Origin of the sequence: Curtobacterium phoenicis (assembly GCF_047238015.1) — a bacterium.
Classification (GTDB): domain Bacteria; phylum Actinomycetota; class Actinomycetes; order Actinomycetales; family Microbacteriaceae; genus Curtobacterium.
Genome location: NZ_JBDFLZ010000002.1, coordinates 3,091,855 through 3,109,360, shown reverse-complemented (window position 1 = coordinate 3,109,360; position 17,506 = coordinate 3,091,855). Strand labels below are relative to the sequence as shown.

Here is a 17,506-nt window from a genome sequence, read left to right as displayed (position 1 = left end):
TGGGTGCTGCTCAAAGTGAGCGCTCACATCATGTGGGTTGTTTCACGGGGTGTCAACTCGTCGTGATCGTTTCGCGACCTTTCATGCGGGCCCCTCTCCGGGGGTACGGTTTGCACGTGACGACCACGACGGCCCACGGGGGCAAGCGCCGCAAGGCGCCGACGATCTTCGACGTCGCCGAGCGCGCCGGGGTCTCGCACCAGACGGTCTCCCGCGTCATCAACGGCGACCCCACCGTCCGGGAGCAGTTCCGCGACCAGGTCGCCGCCGCGGTCGCCGAGCTCGGGTACCGACCGCGGGCCGCCGCCCGGGCGCTCGCCGGGGGGCGGAGCCGCGCGCTCGGCCTCGTCAGCACGGGCGATGCGCTGTACGGCCCGTCGAGCACCGCGATCGGCTTCGAACGCGCCGCCCGCACCGCCGGGTACCACGTGCTCCTGTCGACCCTGCCCGAGGACCCCGTGCCCGCGGACCTCTCCGGCGCGCTCGCCTCGCTGCTCGCCCAGGACGTCGCCGCCGTCGTGCTCGTTGCCGCCGACAACCGGGTGCTCGACGCGCTGGCGTCACTGACCGTCCCGGTGTCCGTGCCCGTCGTCGTGGCGAACGCCGTGCAGCGCGACGCCGAACGGACCGGAGCGGCACCGAACGTCGCCGCCGTCGCGATCGACCAGGCTGCGGGCGCCATCCTCGCGATGGAGCACCTCTTCGCCGCGGGACACCGCCGGATCGTGCACATCGCCGGGCCGTCGGTCTCGCAGGAGTCCGAGGTCCGCCGGGCGACCTACGAGCGGCTCATGGCGGAGCGGGGGTTCGAGCCGGTCGTCCTCGAGGGCGACTGGACCCCCGCGAGCGGCTTCCGAGCCGCGCAGTCGGTCGACGTGCACACCGTCGACGCCGTCTTCGCCGGGAACGACCAGATGGCGCTCGGGGTGCTGCACGCCTTCGCCGAGGTGGGGCTGCGCGTCCCCGACGACATCGCGGTCGTCGGCTTCGACGACATCCCGGAGGCGGCGCACTTCACACCGCCGCTGACGACCGTCCGCCAGGACTTCATGGCGATGGGGGAGCGGGTCCTCGCGTCGGTCCGGCGTCTCGTCGAGGGGCAGTCCCACGACGACCGGCTGCTCGCCCCCGAGCTGGTGGTGCGGCGGAGCGCGTAGGCGCTGGACCCGGGTACGGCTGGCGGGATCGGGCGTGGCTGGCAGGAACGGGTGTACCTGGTCGATGGTTCCGACCGGGTACGCCCGTTCCTGCATCCCATCGCGGCTGTTGTGGGAAGGATCCGGCGTGCGCAGCAGCCGCCGTCACCGCGCGATCGGGAGCCAGACGCGCATCGGTGCGGCCCCGCGGTTCGCCCAGGCGTAGTAGGGGACCGCGACCGCGGTCACGGCGTGCGCCGTGTCTGCGCTCGCCGTGTCGGCGCTCGCCGTCTCGGCCGGGAGGCGCGGGTCGCCCCCGGCGCCACCAGCCACGTCGTCGACGCTGGTCGCGTCGAGGGCCGGTGCGGTGCCTCCCGGCCGGGTCGCGTCGATCCGGCGGTACGGCCACGCTGCCTGCTCGTGCGACGACGGCGCGGAGCCCGGAACGCGCAGCGTGACGACGCCGTCGAGGAGGTCGTCCCGCCGCTCCTCGGCGATCGGCGCCGACGGGTCGATCGTCAGGTCGTCGACGGTGAAGCCCTCCTGGTCGGCCTGCTCGACCGCGTACACGAGCGGCCCGCGTTCGATCGCGAGCTGCCCGCGTGACGCGTCGATCCGCGAGTCGGCGACGTACCGGTGCGGCGTCGTGTCGAAGACGAGCTCGACCGTGTCGCCGGCGGTCCACGAGCGGTCGAGGACGTGCAGGGTGCCCGGCTCCGGCGACGTCCGGCCGTCCGGACCGGTCACGGTGGTGGTGTCCGACCACGCCGGGACGCGCAGGCCGAGGGCGAGCGGGCCGTCCGCCCTCACGGTGACGACCACACGGCCGTCGTGCGGGTACCCGGTCTCGACCCGGACCGGTCCGAGGTCAGCGGTGGCGTACTGGTGCACCTGGAGGCCGCCGTCGGTCGCGGTCGCGAGGTACCCGTCGAGGCTCGCGAACGTCCGCATGATGTTCGGCGGGCAGCAGGCGCAGTCGAACCAGCCACGCCGACCGTGCGCCGGGGAACGGTTCTCGTCCTGGTGTGCCTGGTCGCGGTGCTGCAGCGGGTTGACGTAGAAGTACTCCGTGCCGGCGAGGCTGACTCCGGCGAGGAACGCGTTGTACAGCAGCCGCTCGACCGCGTCGGCGTAGACGGGCTTCCCGGTCGCGAGGAGCAGTCGCCACGCCCACTGGATGCCGCCGATCGCGGCGCAGGTCTCGGCGTAGCCGCGGTCGGTCGGCAGCTCGTACGGATCACCGAACGCCTCCCAGTCCCAGCGGGCACCGAGTCCGCCCGTGATGAACGCCTTCGTCGCCATCATGTCCGCGAACTGGCGCTCGCTCGCGGTGAGGAGCTCGGTGTCGCCGGTCTCGACCGCGACGTCGACCGCTCCGGCCGCCAGGTACACGGCGCGGACCGCGTGGCCCTCGACGGTCGTGGCCTCGCGAGCCGGGACCCGGTCCGAGAAGTACGTCGGCTCGCCGCCCGCGCGCTCGATGATGCCGTGCCCGCGGGCGTCGACGAACCAGTGCGCGAGGTCGAGGTACGCGCGGGTGCCGGTCTCGCGGTAGAGCTCGACGAGCCCCATCTCCACGACCGGGTGCCCGTCGATGTCGGCCGTCCTGCCGGGGCCGTCGCCGAACGTCGCGACCAGGTGGTCGGCGTTCTTCGTCGCGACGTCGAGCAGGCCGGTGTCGCCGGTCGCACGGTGCTGTGCGACCGCCGCCTGGTACAGGTGCCCCGCGCAGTACAGCTCGTGGCTCCACTTGAGGTCGACGTAGCGCTCGCCCTTCCCCCGCACCTGCTGCACCGAGTCGAGGTAGCCGTCGTCGGCCTGCGCGCGGGCGTAGAGGGCGGTGACCTCGCGCTGCAGGTCGAGCAGGTCATCGGCGGGGGCGCGACCGTACTCCCACGCGACCGCCTCGAGCCACTTCGTCACGTCGGAGTCCATGAAGATCGGTCCGACGGCGTCGCCCCGCTCGTCACCGGCGGCGATCCGGAGGTTCCGGAAGTTGCCCGCGGCCTCGAGCTGGTCGTACCCGCTGCGGATCGCGTCCCGCCCGTTGCGGTCCTGCCGAAGCGCCCAGAAGCCCCCGGTGATCCGGGCGTCACCGGCGCCGAGCGGCCGGAGGGTGAGGTGCGCGTGGTCGGTCGGGAGGACCGGGGTCGCGGTGCGGGGTCGGCTGTCGGTCGCGAGCGTGGTGGTCATGTCGCCTCCTTGCGAGATGTCCGGGATGATTCCGCGCCGCTGATCAGCAAAGCGCTTATCTCGTGCACAGTACGTGCGGGCGACGCGTCCACGCAAGCGTGTGACGCGGTTCGGTCAGGCCGTGGCGGGAGCGCTCGACGCCCGTTCGACGACGCTGACGGGGTGCTGGACGCGTCCGTGACGGGGGCGTCCCTCGATGGCGTCGACGAGCGCCTGCGCTGCGAGGCGCCCGAGCTCCTCGAGGTGCATGTCGACGCTCGTCAGCGGGGGCCGGGCGTGGTCGACCAGGATGTCCCAGTTGTCGAAACCGGTGACCGCGACGTCCTCGGGGATGCGTCGGCCGCGCTCGCGGAGGGTGTCGGCCACGCCGCGTGCGATCTGGTCGGATCCCGCGATCACCGCGTCGATGTCCGGGTGTCGCTCGAGCAGTCGTTCGGTGGCGTCGCGTCCCCATTGCTCGGTCCACTCACCGAAGACCCGGCCGGCGCTGCCGACGAGTTCGAGTCCCGCCGCGTCGAGGGCCGCCGCGACTCCCCGGAGCCGGTCACGCGCCGCGGCGTAGGAGTCCTCGCCGTTCACCATGGCGATCCGACGACGGCCGGTGGTCAGCAGGTGTTCGGCGACCAGGCGGCCCGCGAGCACGTTGTCGGGTTCGAAGGAGACGTCGTCGTCGGAGGTCGACGGCGCGTAGACGTAGACGACCGGGACGTCCGTGACCGTGCGCACGGGCTGCCTCGGATTGGTCGTGCGGCCCACGACGAGGAGTCCGTCGACCCGCCGTGTCAGGAGCGACTGGATCTGCAGCTGCTCACGCATCGGGTCGTCGCGGGCATCGGCGAGCAGGACCGAGAGCGAGCCGGCGCCGAACGCGTCCTCGGCGCCGAGCAGGACCGGCAGCACGAAGCGGTTGTCGAGGTCGCTCGTGAGCATGCCGATCGTGTTCGTCGGGGCGCGGTTGAGGGCGCGGGCGAACGGGTTCGGCGTGAACGAGAGCGACCGGGCCGCGGCGAGGACGGCTTCCCGTGAGCGGCTCGACACGTGAGCACGCCCGTTGAGCGCCTTCGACGCGGTCGCGACGGACACCCCGGCCGCGCGAGCAACGTCGGCGAGGGTCACCGCCCCCGGCGTCGTCGCCGTCTGTTCCTGCTCGTCCATCGTGCCTCCGAAACTAGTTTACGAAAGTTCTTGACACGGTGTCGAGGGTTCTCGTACATTCCTCCCGAAACCGGTTTCGGTTCCGCTCGACGGCGAGGCAGCGTCGTCGAGCGGGACGCTGCCGGACCCGAACCTGCGATCACGTCGCATTCAGAGAGGAACCCGTGATCATGCGCTCCAAGACCGCAATCCGCATCGGCGCGCTGGTGGCAGCAGCCAGCGTCGTCGCCGGCCTGACCGGCTGCTCGGCCGGCTCGGCCGGCTCCGGCGGGGGCTCCGCCTCCGGTAGCTACACCTTCTGGGACCCGTACCCCCAGTACGACGCTTCGTCGGCCTGGGGCAAGCTCGTCGCCCAGTGCGGCAAGGACGCGGGCGTCACCGTCAAGCGCACCGGCTACGACACCTCGGATCTGACGAACAAGGCGCTCCTCGCGGGCCAGCAGGGCAAGTCGCCGGACGTGCTCCTCGTCGACAACCCCGTGGTGTCGACGCTCGCACAGGCGGGCATCCTCACCGACACCGCGACGAACGGGCTGAAGACCGGTTCGATCTCGGAGAACATCCTCGGCGCCGGCGTCATCGACGGCAAGACCTACGGTGTCCCGATCGGTGCGAACACCCTCGCGCTCTACTACAACCCCAAGGTGCTGCAGGCCGCCGGCGTCGACGCGTCCTCGATCAAGGACTGGGACTCGCTCACCGCCGCCCTGGCGAAGGTGAAGGCCGCCGGCAAGAAGGGCATCACCTTCTCGGGCATCAACACCGAAGAGGGTTCGTTCCAGTTCCTCCCGTGGTTCTGGGGCGCCGACGCCGACCTGACGAAGCTCGACTCGTCGAAGGCCGCCGAGGCGCTGAACCTCTGGAAGGACTGGATCGACGAGGGGTATGCGCCGAACTCGGTGATCCAGAACACCCAGACGACCAGCTGGCAGGAGTTCCAGTCGGGTGACTTCGCGTTCGGCGAGAACGGCACCTGGCAGAAGGACGCCGCGAAGCAGATGGGTGCCGGGGTCATCACGATCCCGGCGAAGGACGGGGGCGCCGCTCCGGTGCCGACCGGTGGTGAGTTCTTCACCATCCCGGTGCAGAAGGACACCGCTCGCTACGCGACCACGAAGAAGATCGTGTCCTGCCTGTCGTCCGGCGACAACGTCGTGAAGACCGACGACACGCTGAACTACATCGCCGCGTCGTCCGACCTCCAGCAGCAGCAGCTGTCGGCGAACAAGGACCTGTCGACCTGGGTCGACGCGGTCAAGGCCGCGAGGGCACGCACGGGCGACAACCTCGGCGTGAAGTACCCGGTCATCTCCGAGCAGCTCTGGACCGCGGTGCAGAAGGCCGAGTCCGGTTCCGCGTCGCCGTCCGCAGCGCTCGAGGCGGCCCAGCAGGCCGTCGACCAGAAGCTGAACAAGTAACCCGACCGCGCCACCGAGCACCACGAAGAGAGAAGTCGACACGACCATGACGACCGACACGACGTCACTGCGAGCGTCGGCTGCGCGGACCCGGGCCGAGGGCACCACCGCCCCGGCCCGGGCCCGACGGGCCCGCGCCACACGCCGAGCACAACTGACCGCCTGGGCGTTCCTCGCCCCCGTGGCGCTCTACCTCGTGCTCTTCTACGCGTACCCGCTCTACAAGAACATCGAGCTGAGCCTCAAGCACTACACGGTGGCCTCGTTCGTCTCCGGGAACGCCCCCTTCGTCGGACTGCAGAACTTCGTGCAGGTCTTCACCAGCGCGACGTTCGCCCCCGCGATCTGGAACACGACCGTCTTCGTGCTCGTCTCGATCGTCGTGCAGTTCGCACTCGGACTCGCGCTCGCGGTGTTCTTCCACAACCACTTCCCGCTGTCCGGGCTGCTCCGCGCACTGTTCCTCGTGCCGTGGCTGCTGCCGCTGCTCGTCTCCGCGTCGACCTGGTCGTGGATGATGAACAGCGACTCGGGCATCGTCAACGCCTTCCTGGAGGCCGTGGGCATCGGGCAGATCAACTGGCTGACCTCGCCGGACTGGTCACTCTTCGCCGTGCTGATCGCGAACATCTGGATCGGCATCCCGTTCAACCTCGTGATCATGTACTCCGGCCTGCAGGGCATCCCGGGCGAGCTCTACGAGGCAGCGTCCCTCGACGGCGCCAACGGCTGGCAGCGGTTCTGGCGCATCACCTTCCCGCTGCTCCGACCGGTCACCGCGATCACCCTGCTGCTCGGCTTCGTCTACACGCTCAAGGTCTTCGACATCATCTGGATCATGACCAAGGGCGGTCCGTCCGGCTCGTCGACGACGCTCGCGATCTGGTCCTACCAGTTGGGCTTCGGTTCGCTCCTTCCCGACTTCAGCTCCGCCGCCACCGTGGGCAACGTGCTCATCGTCATCGCCCTCGTGGTCGGCCTGATCTACGCGCGCGTCCAGCGCCGCCTGGAGGTCTGACGTGGCCACCACGACCGTCACCCGAGCCGTCACCACCCGCACCACGCGCGGCACCCGCCGACGCTCCACCGGGACCCCGCCCACGGCTCGTCGCTGGTGGCGCACCGCACTCGGCGTCGTCCTCACCGCGGTGATGCTGTTCCCCGTCTACTGGATGGTCAACGTCTCGCTGACCCGCGACCAGGACATGCGGAAGAGCCCGCCGAACCTCATCCCGATCGACGGCACCCTGCACGGGTACACGACCGTCCTCGGCCAGCAGCTGCCGTTCCTCGGCACGAGTCTCGTCGTCGGCATCGGCACCGTCGTGCTGACCCTCGCACTGTCGGCCCCGGCGGCCTACTCGCTGGCCAAGCTGCAGCCGCGGGGCGGCGGCGCGATGAGCTTCGTGCTCCTGATCGCGCAGATGATCCCCGCGATCATCATGGCGATGGGGTTCTACACGATCTACGTGCAGCTCGGGATCCTCGACACCGTGTGGGGGCTCATCCTCGCCGACTCGACCATCGCCGTGCCGTTCGGGGTCCTCATCTTCACGGCGTTCATGCGGGGGATCCCGGACGAGCTGCTCAACGCCGCACGGATCGACGGCGCGAACACCTGGCGCACGTTCACCTCGATCGTCATGCCGGTCAGCCGCAACTCGATCGTGACGGTGTCGCTGTTCAGCTTCCTGTGGGCGTGGTCCGACTTCCTGTTCGCGAACACCCTCGACGGCGGCGGGAACGCGAAGCCCATCACCCTCGGCATCTACGCCTACATCGGCAACAACAACCAGGAGTGGAACTCGATCATGGCCACCGCCGTGGTCGCGTCGATCCCCGCAGCCGTGCTGCTCGTCCTCGCACAGCGCTACGTCGCCGCCGGCGTCACCGCCGGTGCCGTCAAGGACTGAGACCACGCCGTACCACCCGTCCAGGAGGACACCGTGACCATCATCCACACCACCGGCACCGCGAACGGACCGGTCGTCCCGTCGACGAGCTCGCTGCGGCCGCTCCCGCTCGGTGACCTGCGCCTGACCGGCGGCTACTGGGCCGACTGGCAGCAGCGGAACGCCGACACGGTCATCGCGCACTGCGAGACCTGGATGGAGCGGATCGGTTGGATCGGCAACTTCGACGCCGCTGCGACGGGCGAGCCGTTCGAGCACGCCGGCATCGAGTTCGTCGACTCCGAGGTGTACAAGCTGCTCGAGGCGATGGCCTGGCAGCTCGGCATGTCCGCGGACCCGGCGCTCGAGGAACGCTACGAGCAGCTCGTAGAACGGGTCGCCGCGGCGCAGGACGCCGACGGGTACCTGCACACCAGCTTCGGCCGTCCGTGGCAGCGGCCCCGGTGGTCGGACCTCGAGTGGGGGCACGAGCTGTACTCGATGGGACACCTCCTGCAGGCGGCCGTCGCACGGCTCCGCACCGCGGGCGGCGGACCGCTCGTAGACGTGGCGATCCGCGTCGCCGACCACCTGGTCGACGTGTTCGGGGAGGGCGGACGGGAGGCGGTGTGCGGCCACCCGGAGATCGAGCCGGCCCTCGTGGAACTCGGCCGGGCAACCGGCGACCACCGGTACGTCCGACTCGCGCAGCTCTTCGTCGAGCGCCGAGGGCGAGGCCTCCTCGCCCCGATCGAGTACGGGCAGGAGTACTTCCAGGACGACGTCCCGGTGCGCGACGCCGACGTGCTCCGCGGCCACGCCGTCCGAGCGCTCTACCTGGCAGCCGGCGCCGTCGACGTGGCGGTCGAGACCGGCGACCGGGCACTCCTGGGCGCCGTCGAGACGCAGTGGGCGAACACGGTCGCGAAGCGCACCTACCTGACCGGTGCGATGGGCGCGCACCACCAGGACGAGGCGTTCGGCGCCGACTTCGAGCTCCCGCCGGACCGCGAGTACGGCGAGACCTGCGCGGCCATCGCGTCGAACATGCTCTCGTGGCGGCTGCTGCTCGAGACCGGCGAGTCGAAGTACGCCGACCTCATCGAACGCACGCTGTACAACGCCGTGATGGTCGCACCCCGCGAGGACGGCCGCGCGTTCTTCTACGCGAACACGATGCACCAGCGCGTCGAGGGGGCGGTCCCGCCCGAGGACGCGGTGAGCCGACGGGCGTTGTCGAGCCTCCGCGCACCGTGGTTCGAGGTCTCGTGCTGCCCGACCAACCTCGCCCGGACGCTCGCGAGCGTCCAGTCGCTCTTCGCCACGGTCAGCGACGACGGGCTCCAGCTCCACCAGTACGGCGACTACGAGGTCGACACGACGCTCGGGGACGGGACCCGCGCGGCGTTCTCCGTCCGCTCCGAGTGGCCGCGATCCGGACGGGTCGAGATCACCGCCAGCGCAGACTCGGACGGCCCGATCGCCCTCCGGCTGCGGGTGCCGTCCTGGTCTTCGGGCGCCACGCTCGACGTGGTGGGCCAGGCGGTGCCCGTGGCGGGCGACTCCGTGACGGTGACCCGGGTCTTCAGCACGGGGGACCGCGTCGTCCTGGACGTCCCGGTCCGGGCTCGCGTGACGGTCCCGGACCCGCGCATCGACGCCGTCCGCGGCACGGTCGCCGTGGAACGCGGTCCGCTGGTGTACGCGCTCGAATCGATCGACGCCGGCGGCGACGTCCGCGACCTCGTGGCGTCCGCCGGGGCCGAGGCGCTCGACCACGGTCCCGACGACGTCCGACTGCCACTCCGTCCGCGGGTCCTGCCCGAGCCCCACGCGCTCCCGTACGGCGCCGGCCCCGTGGCTGCCGCGACCGGCTCCCCGCGCGAGGTCCGTCTGGTGCCGTACGCCAGCTGGGGCAACCGCGGTCCGTCGACGATGCGGGTCTTCATCCCCGTCGAGTAGCCCCCGCGGCGTCGAGCACCTGATCCGCTCGGCGCCGCGGGTCCCCAGCCCGAGGACCGGGCCCGACCGATGGACGCACCGAGAGGAGGAGCGATGACGCTCGAGAGCCAGGCGAGGCCGACCATCTACGACGTCGCGCTCGTCGCCGGTGTGTCCCATCAGACGGTCTCCCGGGTCCTGAACCGCCCGGAGACGGTCCGACCGGCGAACCGGCACCGCGTGCTCGCCGCCATCGCGTCCCTCGGCTACGAGCGGAACGCCGGAGCCGAGCAACTCGGGCGGCTCCACAAGCACCGCGACGCCGCCGACGGTGCGGACTGACCTGACGACCAACCGACCCACCGACCCGCCGACCACGGTAAGCGGTGCCACGCCGTCCCGGGACCAGCCGGGACCACACGAGGAGGAAGCAATGACGCATCTTCGAACGCCCCACCGACCGGAGCACCGCCGGGGTCGACCACGCCGGACCGCAGCGGTCCTCTCCGCGCTCGTCGTCGCCGGGACCGCGGTCTTCGGCCTCGGAGCCGCCACACCGGCCTTCGCCGCCGGCAACACCCTGACGGTCAACGTTGGGACCACCGTCCGCCCGGTGACCCACGTGGCGGCGGGTGGCCTGTACGGCGTCGACACCGGCGACACCCCGCCGCTGAGCCAGCTCTACCCCCTGCACGTCAACAACTTCACCCAGCCGCCGCCCGGCACGCAGCAGCTCGGCAACGGTGCGACGCACCCCTGCTGCGACGGCCTGCAGGTCGCCGACAAGATCACCCAGGCAGGCGGGCAGCAGTACCTCCGGCTCCCGGACATCTTCAGCACCTTCCCCTACAACTGGGTTAGCTGGCCCGACTGGGAATCGAAGACCATGATCACGGCCCGGGTGAACGCGACGAACACCACGAACATCGCCGGGTACGAGATCTGGAACGAGCCCGACGCCAACTGGGCGGAGAGCACGAAGAACGACCCGAACGCCGGCAGCTACCTCGATGCGTGGACGCGGACTTACCGCGACATCCGAGCGATCGACACTAAGACGCCCATCATCGGCCCCGGCGCCAGCGCCTACGACCACGACTTCATGCTCTCGTTCATGACGAACGCGAAGAACACGAACACGCTGCCCTCCGTCGCGGTCTGGCACGAGCTCCAGGACTTCAGCTACCAGAACGTGCAGGCGCACGTGACGGACTTCCGTTCCATCGAAGACTCCCTCGGGCTGCCGCACATCCCGATCTCGATCAACGAGTACGCATCGCCCGGCCAGGTCGACGAGCCCAGCATCGGCGTCCACTACATGGCAGCGTTCGAGCGCGCCGGCATCGACAACGCCGAGCGGGCGTACTGGTACGAAGCCGGCACCATGGACGGACTGCTGTACAACAACCTGCCCACCGCCTCGTACTGGGCGTACAAGTGGTACGGCGACCAGTCGGGCAACATCGTCCAGACCGTCCCGCAGTCCTACCTCGACGGCGTCGCGTCGTACGACGCGAGCCGGAAGCAGGTGAACGTGGTCTTCGGCGGTGACAGCGGCGCAAACACGGTGCAGGTGAACGGCCTCTCCGGGCTCGGCAGCCAGGTCTCCGTGCAGCTGTCTTCGACCAACACGACCGGGAGGATGACGAACGAGGCGGCTCCGAACCCCGTCTCCACGAAGACCTACAACGTCGTGAACGGTTCGATCACCGTCCCCGTCTCGAACATGGACGCCGTCGCTGCCTACCAGCTGCTCATCACCCCGACGTCTGGTGCGCCGAGCTACCAGCAGACGTACGAGGCCGAGAACGCGACCGTCGTCAACGCCACCCGACTGTCCTCGTCGACCGCCTCGAACGGCGGGTACGTGGGTCGCATCGACAACTCGGGTGACGCGCGGACCGACAGCTTCGTGGACTTCCTCGTCAACGTGCCGACCGCCAAGGCCTACACGATGACGATCAGGTACGCGAACGCCACCGGGGCGAACGCCACGCAGGGACTCGCGTACAACGGCGGCGGGTTCTCGACGGTCACCTACCCGCCGACCACCGCCGGCTGGGGGAACCCCACCGGAAGCGTCGACGTCACGGTGCAGCTGAAGGCGGGCTACAACGTGATCCGACTCGCGAAGGGCTCGCCGAACTACGCCGGTGGCACCGGCTACGCCGAGCTCGACAGCATCCACCTGCAGTAGCAGCGGAACGGCTGCGGGCCCGCTCTCCACGGAGCGGGCCCGCACGCGGTCCGCACGGGCAGGAGCCACCGGGACGCGCCGCGCGGCGGTTGCGCGAGTGAGCGCTCACGTACTACCGTGTGAGCGCTCACTCAACGATGAGAGCAGGAGAGAACATGGACGCCGACGACCACCGCCGACGGACCGTCACCGAGGGCCGGACCGCCCTCGGGATCGAACTCGGGTCGACCCGGATCAAGGCCGTCCTCGTCGACGAGGACCTGCGTCCCGTCGCGAGCGGCTCCCACGAGTGGGAGAACGCGTACGTCGACGGCCGCTGGACGTACTCCCTCGACGCCGTCGAGACCGGACTCCGGGCCGCCTACGCCGACCTCTTGGACGACGTCGAGCGGCAGTACGGCGTCCGACCGACCACGTTCCGCGCCGCGGGCGTCTCCGCGATGATGCACGGCTACCTCCCGTTCGACGCGGACGGCGAGCTGCTCGTGCCCTTCCGGACCTGGCGGAACACCTCGACGGGGCCGGCAGCCGAGCGGCTCAGCGCCGCACTCGACTTCAACGTGCCGCAGCGGTGGTCGATCGCGCACCTGGCCCAGGCCGTCCTCGACGACGAGCCGCACGTGCCGCGGATCGCCGGCATCACGACCCTCGCGGGGTACGTGCACCGACGGCTCACCGGACGGGACGTCCTCGGCGTCGGCGACGCGAGCGGCCTGTTCCCGATCGACTCCGCGCCCGTCGAGAGCGCTCCGGGGGAGCCCGGCCGCCGGGACTACGACGCCCGCATGCTCGCGACCACGCAGGAGCTGCTCGGCGACCGGGTGCCCGACCTCCGCGCGCTGCTGCCCGAGGTGCTCGTCGCCGGCGAGGACGCCGGCGCACTCACCCCCGAGGGTGCCGCGTGGCTCGACCCGACCGGCACGCTCGAGCCCGGTGTGGCCTTCTGCCCGCCGGAGGGCGACGCCGGCACGGGCATGGTCGCGACGAACGCCGTCGCACCGCGCACCGGCAACGTCAGCGTGGGCACGAGCATCTTCGCGATGGTCGTGCTCGAGCGCCCCCTCGCCACGCCCCACGAGGAACTCGACGTGGTCACCACCCCGTCCGGCGACGCCGTGGCGATGGTGCACTGCAACAACGGCGCGAGCGAGATCGCTGCGTGGGCCCGGGTGTTCGGGCGGTTCGCGGACGCGGCCGCGGAACGCAGCGGAGGCACCGCGCCGAGCATCGACGAGGTCTACGCGACCCTGCTCGACGAAGCCGCCGACGCCGACCCGGACGCCGGTGGGCTGCTCTCCTTCAACTACCTGGCCGGGGAACCCGTGACCGGCGTCGAGGACGGCCGTCCGCTGCTCCTCCGCACCCCCGGCGCCCGGTTCACCCTGGGCAACCTCGTCCGTTCCGAGGTGCACGGCGCGTTCGCCACCCTCGCCATCGGCATGGAGGTCCTGCACGGCGAGCACGTCGCGGTCGACCGGATGACCGCGCACGGCGGCCTGTTCCGGACACCGGGCGCGCCGCAGCGTCTGCTCGCCGCCGCCCTCCGCGTGCCCGTCGCGCTCGAGGAGACCGCGGGCGAGGGCGGTGCCTGGGGGATCGCGGTCCTCGCGGCCTACCTCGAGCACACCGACCGGTCACTCGCGGACTTCCTCGCGGACACCGTGTTCCGCGGCGACGCCGTCCAGGTCGCCGAGCCCGCGCAACGGGACGTCGACGGCTTCCGCAGCTACCTCGACCGGTACCGCGCCGCGCTGCCCGTCCAGGAGGCGGCGGCAGCGGCGACGCGTACCAGCCCACCGACCGATGACGGCGAGCCAGCCGACGACGGCGAGCCGGCCGACGACGGCGAGCCGGCCGACCACGGCGAACCGGCCGTCCACAGCGAGCCGGCCGACGGGGCCGAGCCGCGCCTCTCCCCACCGGCACGGCCGGATCCCCGCTGGCGCGGTGATCCGGAACCGGCGGCAGGGACCCCGGCCGACCCGAGCGACCACGCGGACGACGCACGCACCGAGAAGGAGCCGACCCGATGACCGACACCACCCGACCGGCCGACGCGACGACCCGGGAGGCGGTGGCGGCGACCCGCGCCCGCGTCGCCGCCCTGCACGGCGAACTCGTCCGCTACGGCCTGGTGATCTGGACCGGCGGCAACGTCTCCGAGCGGGTCCCGGGCACCGACCTCTTCGTGATCAAGCCCAGTGGGGTGTCGAGCGACGACCTCCGCCCCGAGAACCAGGTCGTCTGCACCCTCGACGGCGCGCCGGCGGACGGGTGGGACAACGAACACGGTCCGTCCTCCGACACCGCCGCCCACGCGTACGTGTACCGGAACATGCCCCAGGTCGGCGGCGTCGTGCACACCCACTCGACCTACGCGACCGCCTGGGCCGCCCGTGCCGAGGAGATCCCGTGCGTCATCACGGCGATGGCGGACGAGTTCGGCGGTCCGATCCCGGTCGGCCCGTTCGCGATCATCGGCGACGACTCGATCGGGCACGGCATCGTCGACACCCTCAGCGGACACCGGAGCCGTGCCGTGCTCATGCAGAACCACGGCGTGTTCACGATCGGACGCGACGCGAAGGACGCCGTGAAGGCCGCCGTGATGTGCGAGGACGTCGCCCGGACCGTGCACATCGCGAAGCAGGGCGGCGAGCTCGTACCCATCGCCCAGGACAACATCGATCGACTCTTCGATCGCTACCAGAACGTCTACGGACAGAACCCCGAAGGAGCGCTCTCATGACGCACGTCGTCGACCCCGCCGAAACGCTGGCGGGCTACGAGGTCTGGTTCCTCACCGGCTCCCAGGGACTCTACGGCGAGGAGACCCTGCGCCAGGTCGAGCAGCAGAGCCGCGCCGTGCACGCCGCGCTCGAGGGCGCCCTCCCGGTGAAGCTCGTCTGGAAGCCCGTCCTCAAGGACGCCGACGGCATCCGCCGCGCCCTCATCGAGGCCAGCGCGGACGACAAGGTCATCGGCGTCACGACCTGGATGCACACCTTCAGCCCCGCGAAGATGTGGATCGGCGGGCTCCAGGCACTCACGAAGCCGCTGCTGCACCTCCACACCCAGGCGAACGTCGCGCTCCCGTGGGGCGACATCGACTTCGACTTCATGAACCTCAACCAGGCCGCGCACGGCGACCGCGAGTTCGGCTACGCCCTCGCCCGGCTGGGAGTCCGGCACGCCACCGCGGTCGGGCACGTCTCCGACGAGCGGGTCGTCGCTCGCATCCAGAACTGGACCCGTGCCGCGGCCGGGGCGGCTGCCGTGCGGGAGCTCAAGCTGACCCGCTTCGGCGACAACATGCGGTACGTCGCCGTCACCGAGGGCGACAAGACCGAGGCCGAGATCGAGCTCGGCGTGCAGGTCAACACCTGGGCGGTCAACGAGCTGGCGGCGGCGGTGGACGCCGCGGCTGCCGACACGGCCGCCGTGGACGCGTTGGTCGCGGAGTACGACCAGCAGTACGACGTCGTCGACGACCTGCGTGACGGCGGGTCGCGCCGTGCCGCGCTCCGCGACGGCGCCGCCATCGAGCTCGGCCTCCGCGCGCTCCTGGAGCAGAACGGCTCCGCCGCGTTCACCACGAACTTCGAGGACCTCGGCACGCTCAAGCAGCTGCCCGGCCTCGCGGTCCAGCGGCTCATGGCCGACGGCTACGGCTTCGGTGCCGAGGGCGACTGGAAGACGGCCGTCCTCGTCCGCGCGATGAACGTCGCCGGCGCGGGCCTGCCGGGTGGTGCCTCGCTCATGGAGGACTACACGTACGACCTCACCCCGGGTGCGGAGAAGATCCTCGGCGCGCACATGCTCGAGGTCTCGCCGACGCTCACCACCACCAAACCCACGCTCGAGATCCACCCGCTCGGCATCGGCGGCAAGGACGACCCGGTCCGTCTGGTATTCACCGCGGACGCGGGCGAGGCCGTCGTGGTCGCCCTGTCCGACACCCGGGACGGCTTCCGCCTCACCGCGAACGTGGTGGACGTCGTCCCGCCGACGTCGGCGCTGCCCAACTTGCCGGTCGGCCGCGCGGTCTGGGAGCCGCGGCCGTCGTTCCCGGTCGCGGCCGAGGCCTGGCTCACCGCCGGCGCCGCCCACCACACCGTCATGACGACCGCCGTCGGCCTGCAGGTCGTCGAGGACTTCGCGACGATGGTCGGCACCGAGTTCCTCGTCATCGACGAGCACACGACGGCGCGCGGGTTCCGCGACGAGCTCCGGCTGCAGCAGGCCTGGCACCGACTCGACCGGGGGTTCTAGGCTCGTGACCGTGACCGCGACGACGCGTACGAACTGGGCAGGGAACGTCACCTACGGGGCGTCCGAACTCCTCTCGCCGACCTCGGTCGACGAGGTCCGTCGCGTCGTCGCGGCGACGCCGCGCCTCACGGCGCTCGGGTCCAAGCACTCCTTCAACCGGATCGCCGACACCGACGGCGCGCAACTGACGCTCGCCGGGCTCCCGCCCGTGCTCGAGGTCGACAGCGACCGTCGGGTCGTCCGGGTCGCGGCCGGCATGACCCACGCGCAGGTGGCGGCCGGCCTGGAGGCCCGTGGCTGGGCACTCGGGAACCTCGCGTCCCTGCCGCACATCTCCACGGCAGGGGCGGTCGCCACCGGCACGCACGGCTCCGGCGTCCGCAACCCGTCGCTCGCGCAGGCGGTGGTCGGCCTCGAGGTCGTCCGGGCCGACGGCTCGCTCGCACGGGTCGACGCGTCGACGCCGGACGGCGCGCTCGATGCCCACCGGGTGGCGCTCGGCGCGCTCGGCGTCGTCACCGCGGTCGAGCTCGCGATCGAGCCGTCGTTCCAGGTCGCGACGACCGTGCACCTCGATCTGCCGTGGGATGCGGTGACGGAGCACTTCGACGCCGTGGTGTCCGACGCGTACTCGGTGTCACTCTTCACGTCGTTCGACGACCGCGGCGCCCGGCAGGTGTGGGTGAAGCACCGCATCGACGAGCCCGCGCCGACCGTCGACCTCGTCGCCCTCGGCGCTCGGGCCGCCACCGGACCGGTGCACCCCGGCGAGAACGACCCGGCCGGCGTCACCGAACAGGGCGGCGTCCCGGGGCCGTGGTCCGAACGGCTCCCGCACTTCCGGTCCGCGTTCACGCCGTCGACCGGAGCGGAGATCCAGTCGGAGTACCTGCTTCCTGCCACCCACGCCGTGTCCGCACTGCGGGCGCTGCGACCGTTGCAGGACGTGCTCGCGCCGATCCTCATCGCCGCGGAGGTCCGCACCGTGGCTGCCGACACCGCCTGGCTCGCGCCGTCGTCCGAGCGGCAGTCGGTCGGCATCCACTTCACCTTCCGCCGGGAGCCCGAGGCGGTCGAGGCGGCGGTGCACCGGATCGAGGAGGTCCTCGCGCCGTTCGACCCGCGGCCGCACTGGGGCAAGGTCTCGGTCGCGAGTGCCGAGCGGCTCCACGAGGCGTACCCGCGGCTCGGAGACTTCGCGGCGCTCGCGCGTGACCTCGACCCGACGGGACGCTTCCGGAACGCCTTCCTCGCGCGTGTCCTGAGCTGAGCCGCGGGCCCGTCGGTGCCGCGCTCACAGCG

Annotated in this window: 13 protein-coding genes; 11 read left to right on the top strand and 2 right to left on the bottom strand. The window is 71.2% G+C overall.

Annotated features, from left to right (window positions below):
- Positions 1-116: 116 nt before the first annotated feature.
- Positions 117-1,157, top strand: coding sequence for a LacI family DNA-binding transcriptional regulator (locus tag ABC270_RS14830; protein ID WP_412881498.1), 1,041 nt, complete (start codon positions 117-119; stop codon positions 1,155-1,157).
- Positions 1,158-1,301: 144 nt separating this feature from the next.
- Here ABC270_RS14830 and ABC270_RS14825 read toward each other — a convergent pair whose 3' ends face one another.
- Together ABC270_RS14825 and ABC270_RS14820 are read right to left on the bottom strand one after the other, a co-directional pair.
- Positions 1,302-3,329: a glycoside hydrolase family 127 protein gene (locus ABC270_RS14825; RefSeq protein WP_412881497.1), complete on the bottom strand. Its 2,028-nt coding sequence runs from the start codon at positions 3,327-3,329 to the stop codon at positions 1,302-1,304.
- A 114-nt stretch (positions 3,330-3,443) separates the two neighbouring features.
- Entirely contained in the window at positions 3,444-4,484 is a 1,041-nt protein-coding gene (locus ABC270_RS14820) for a LacI family DNA-binding transcriptional regulator (RefSeq protein ID WP_412881496.1), read from the bottom strand.
- A gap of 170 nt (positions 4,485-4,654) precedes the next feature.
- On the opposite strand from ABC270_RS14820, the gene ABC270_RS14815 reads away from it, so the two are divergent.
- The 10 genes from ABC270_RS14815 to ABC270_RS14770 all read left to right on the top strand — a co-directional run bounded on the left by ABC270_RS14815 (position 4,655) and on the right by ABC270_RS14770 (position 17,474).
- Positions 4,655-5,902, top strand: a complete 1,248-nt coding sequence (locus tag ABC270_RS14815) for a sugar ABC transporter substrate-binding protein (RefSeq protein ID WP_412881495.1) — start codon at positions 4,655-4,657, stop codon at positions 5,900-5,902.
- A 46-nt stretch (positions 5,903-5,948) separates the two neighbouring features.
- Positions 5,949-6,920 carry a carbohydrate ABC transporter permease gene (locus tag ABC270_RS14810; protein WP_412881494.1) on the top strand — a complete coding sequence of 324 codons (972 nt, stop codon included), beginning with the start codon at positions 5,949-5,951 and terminating at the stop codon, positions 6,918-6,920.
- A gap of 133 nt (positions 6,921-7,053) precedes the next feature.
- Positions 7,054-7,815, top strand: coding sequence for a carbohydrate ABC transporter permease (locus ABC270_RS14805; protein WP_412882104.1), 762 nt, complete (start codon positions 7,054-7,056; stop codon positions 7,813-7,815).
- Between the two features lie 33 nt (positions 7,816-7,848).
- On the top strand, positions 7,849-9,756 hold the full coding sequence (locus tag ABC270_RS14800; protein WP_412881493.1) for a glycoside hydrolase family 127 protein: 1,908 nt from the start codon (positions 7,849-7,851) through the stop codon (positions 9,754-9,756).
- 93 nt (positions 9,757-9,849) lie between these two features.
- Positions 9,850-10,077, top strand: coding sequence for a LacI family DNA-binding transcriptional regulator (locus tag ABC270_RS14795; RefSeq protein WP_412881492.1), 228 nt, complete (start codon positions 9,850-9,852; stop codon positions 10,075-10,077).
- Positions 10,078-10,168: 91 nt separating this feature from the next.
- Positions 10,169-11,932: a hypothetical protein gene (locus ABC270_RS14790; RefSeq protein WP_412881491.1), complete on the top strand. Its 1,764-nt coding sequence runs from the start codon at positions 10,169-10,171 to the stop codon at positions 11,930-11,932.
- A gap of 155 nt (positions 11,933-12,087) precedes the next feature.
- Positions 12,088-13,965: a xylulokinase gene (locus tag ABC270_RS14785; RefSeq protein WP_412881490.1), complete on the top strand. Its 1,878-nt coding sequence runs from the start codon at positions 12,088-12,090 to the stop codon at positions 13,963-13,965.
- On the top strand, positions 13,962-14,681 hold the full coding sequence (locus ABC270_RS14780; protein WP_412881489.1) for an L-ribulose-5-phosphate 4-epimerase: 720 nt from the start codon (positions 13,962-13,964) through the stop codon (positions 14,679-14,681). The genes ABC270_RS14785 and ABC270_RS14780 overlap by 4 nt, the downstream gene beginning before the upstream one ends.
- Positions 14,678-16,204, top strand: a complete 1,527-nt coding sequence (gene araA / locus ABC270_RS14775; protein WP_412881488.1) for an L-arabinose isomerase — start codon at positions 14,678-14,680, stop codon at positions 16,202-16,204. Before ABC270_RS14780 ends, araA begins: the two co-directional genes overlap by 4 nt.
- 10 nt (positions 16,205-16,214) lie before the next feature.
- Positions 16,215-17,474, top strand: a complete 1,260-nt coding sequence (locus ABC270_RS14770; protein ID WP_412881487.1) for a D-arabinono-1,4-lactone oxidase — start codon at positions 16,215-16,217, stop codon at positions 17,472-17,474.
- Positions 17,475-17,506 lie beyond the last annotated feature (32 nt).

Bases quoted from the DNA above. Each gene is read 5' to 3' on its own strand.
- ABC270_RS14825 (WP_412881497.1), bottom strand. From the start codon at position 3,329: ATGACCACCACGCTCGCGACCGACAGCCGACCCCGCACCGCGACCCCG.
- ABC270_RS14820 (WP_412881496.1), bottom strand. From the start codon at position 4,484: ATGGACGAGCAGGAACAGACGGCGACGACGCCGGGGGCGGTGACCCTC.
- ABC270_RS14815 (WP_412881495.1), top strand. From the start codon at position 4,655: ATGCGCTCCAAGACCGCAATCCGCATCGGCGCGCTGGTGGCAGCAGCC.
- ABC270_RS14810 (WP_412881494.1), top strand. From the start codon at position 5,949: ATGACGACCGACACGACGTCACTGCGAGCGTCGGCTGCGCGGACCCGG.
- ABC270_RS14805 (WP_412882104.1), top strand. From the start codon at position 7,054: ATGCTGTTCCCCGTCTACTGGATGGTCAACGTCTCGCTGACCCGCGAC.
- ABC270_RS14795 (WP_412881492.1), top strand. From the start codon at position 9,850: ATGACGCTCGAGAGCCAGGCGAGGCCGACCATCTACGACGTCGCGCTC.
- ABC270_RS14790 (WP_412881491.1), top strand. From the start codon at position 10,169: ATGACGCATCTTCGAACGCCCCACCGACCGGAGCACCGCCGGGGTCGA.
- ABC270_RS14785 (WP_412881490.1), top strand. From the start codon at position 12,088: ATGGACGCCGACGACCACCGCCGACGGACCGTCACCGAGGGCCGGACC.
- ABC270_RS14780 (WP_412881489.1), top strand. From the start codon at position 13,962: ATGACCGACACCACCCGACCGGCCGACGCGACGACCCGGGAGGCGGTG.
- araA (WP_412881488.1), top strand. From the start codon at position 14,678: ATGACGCACGTCGTCGACCCCGCCGAAACGCTGGCGGGCTACGAGGTC.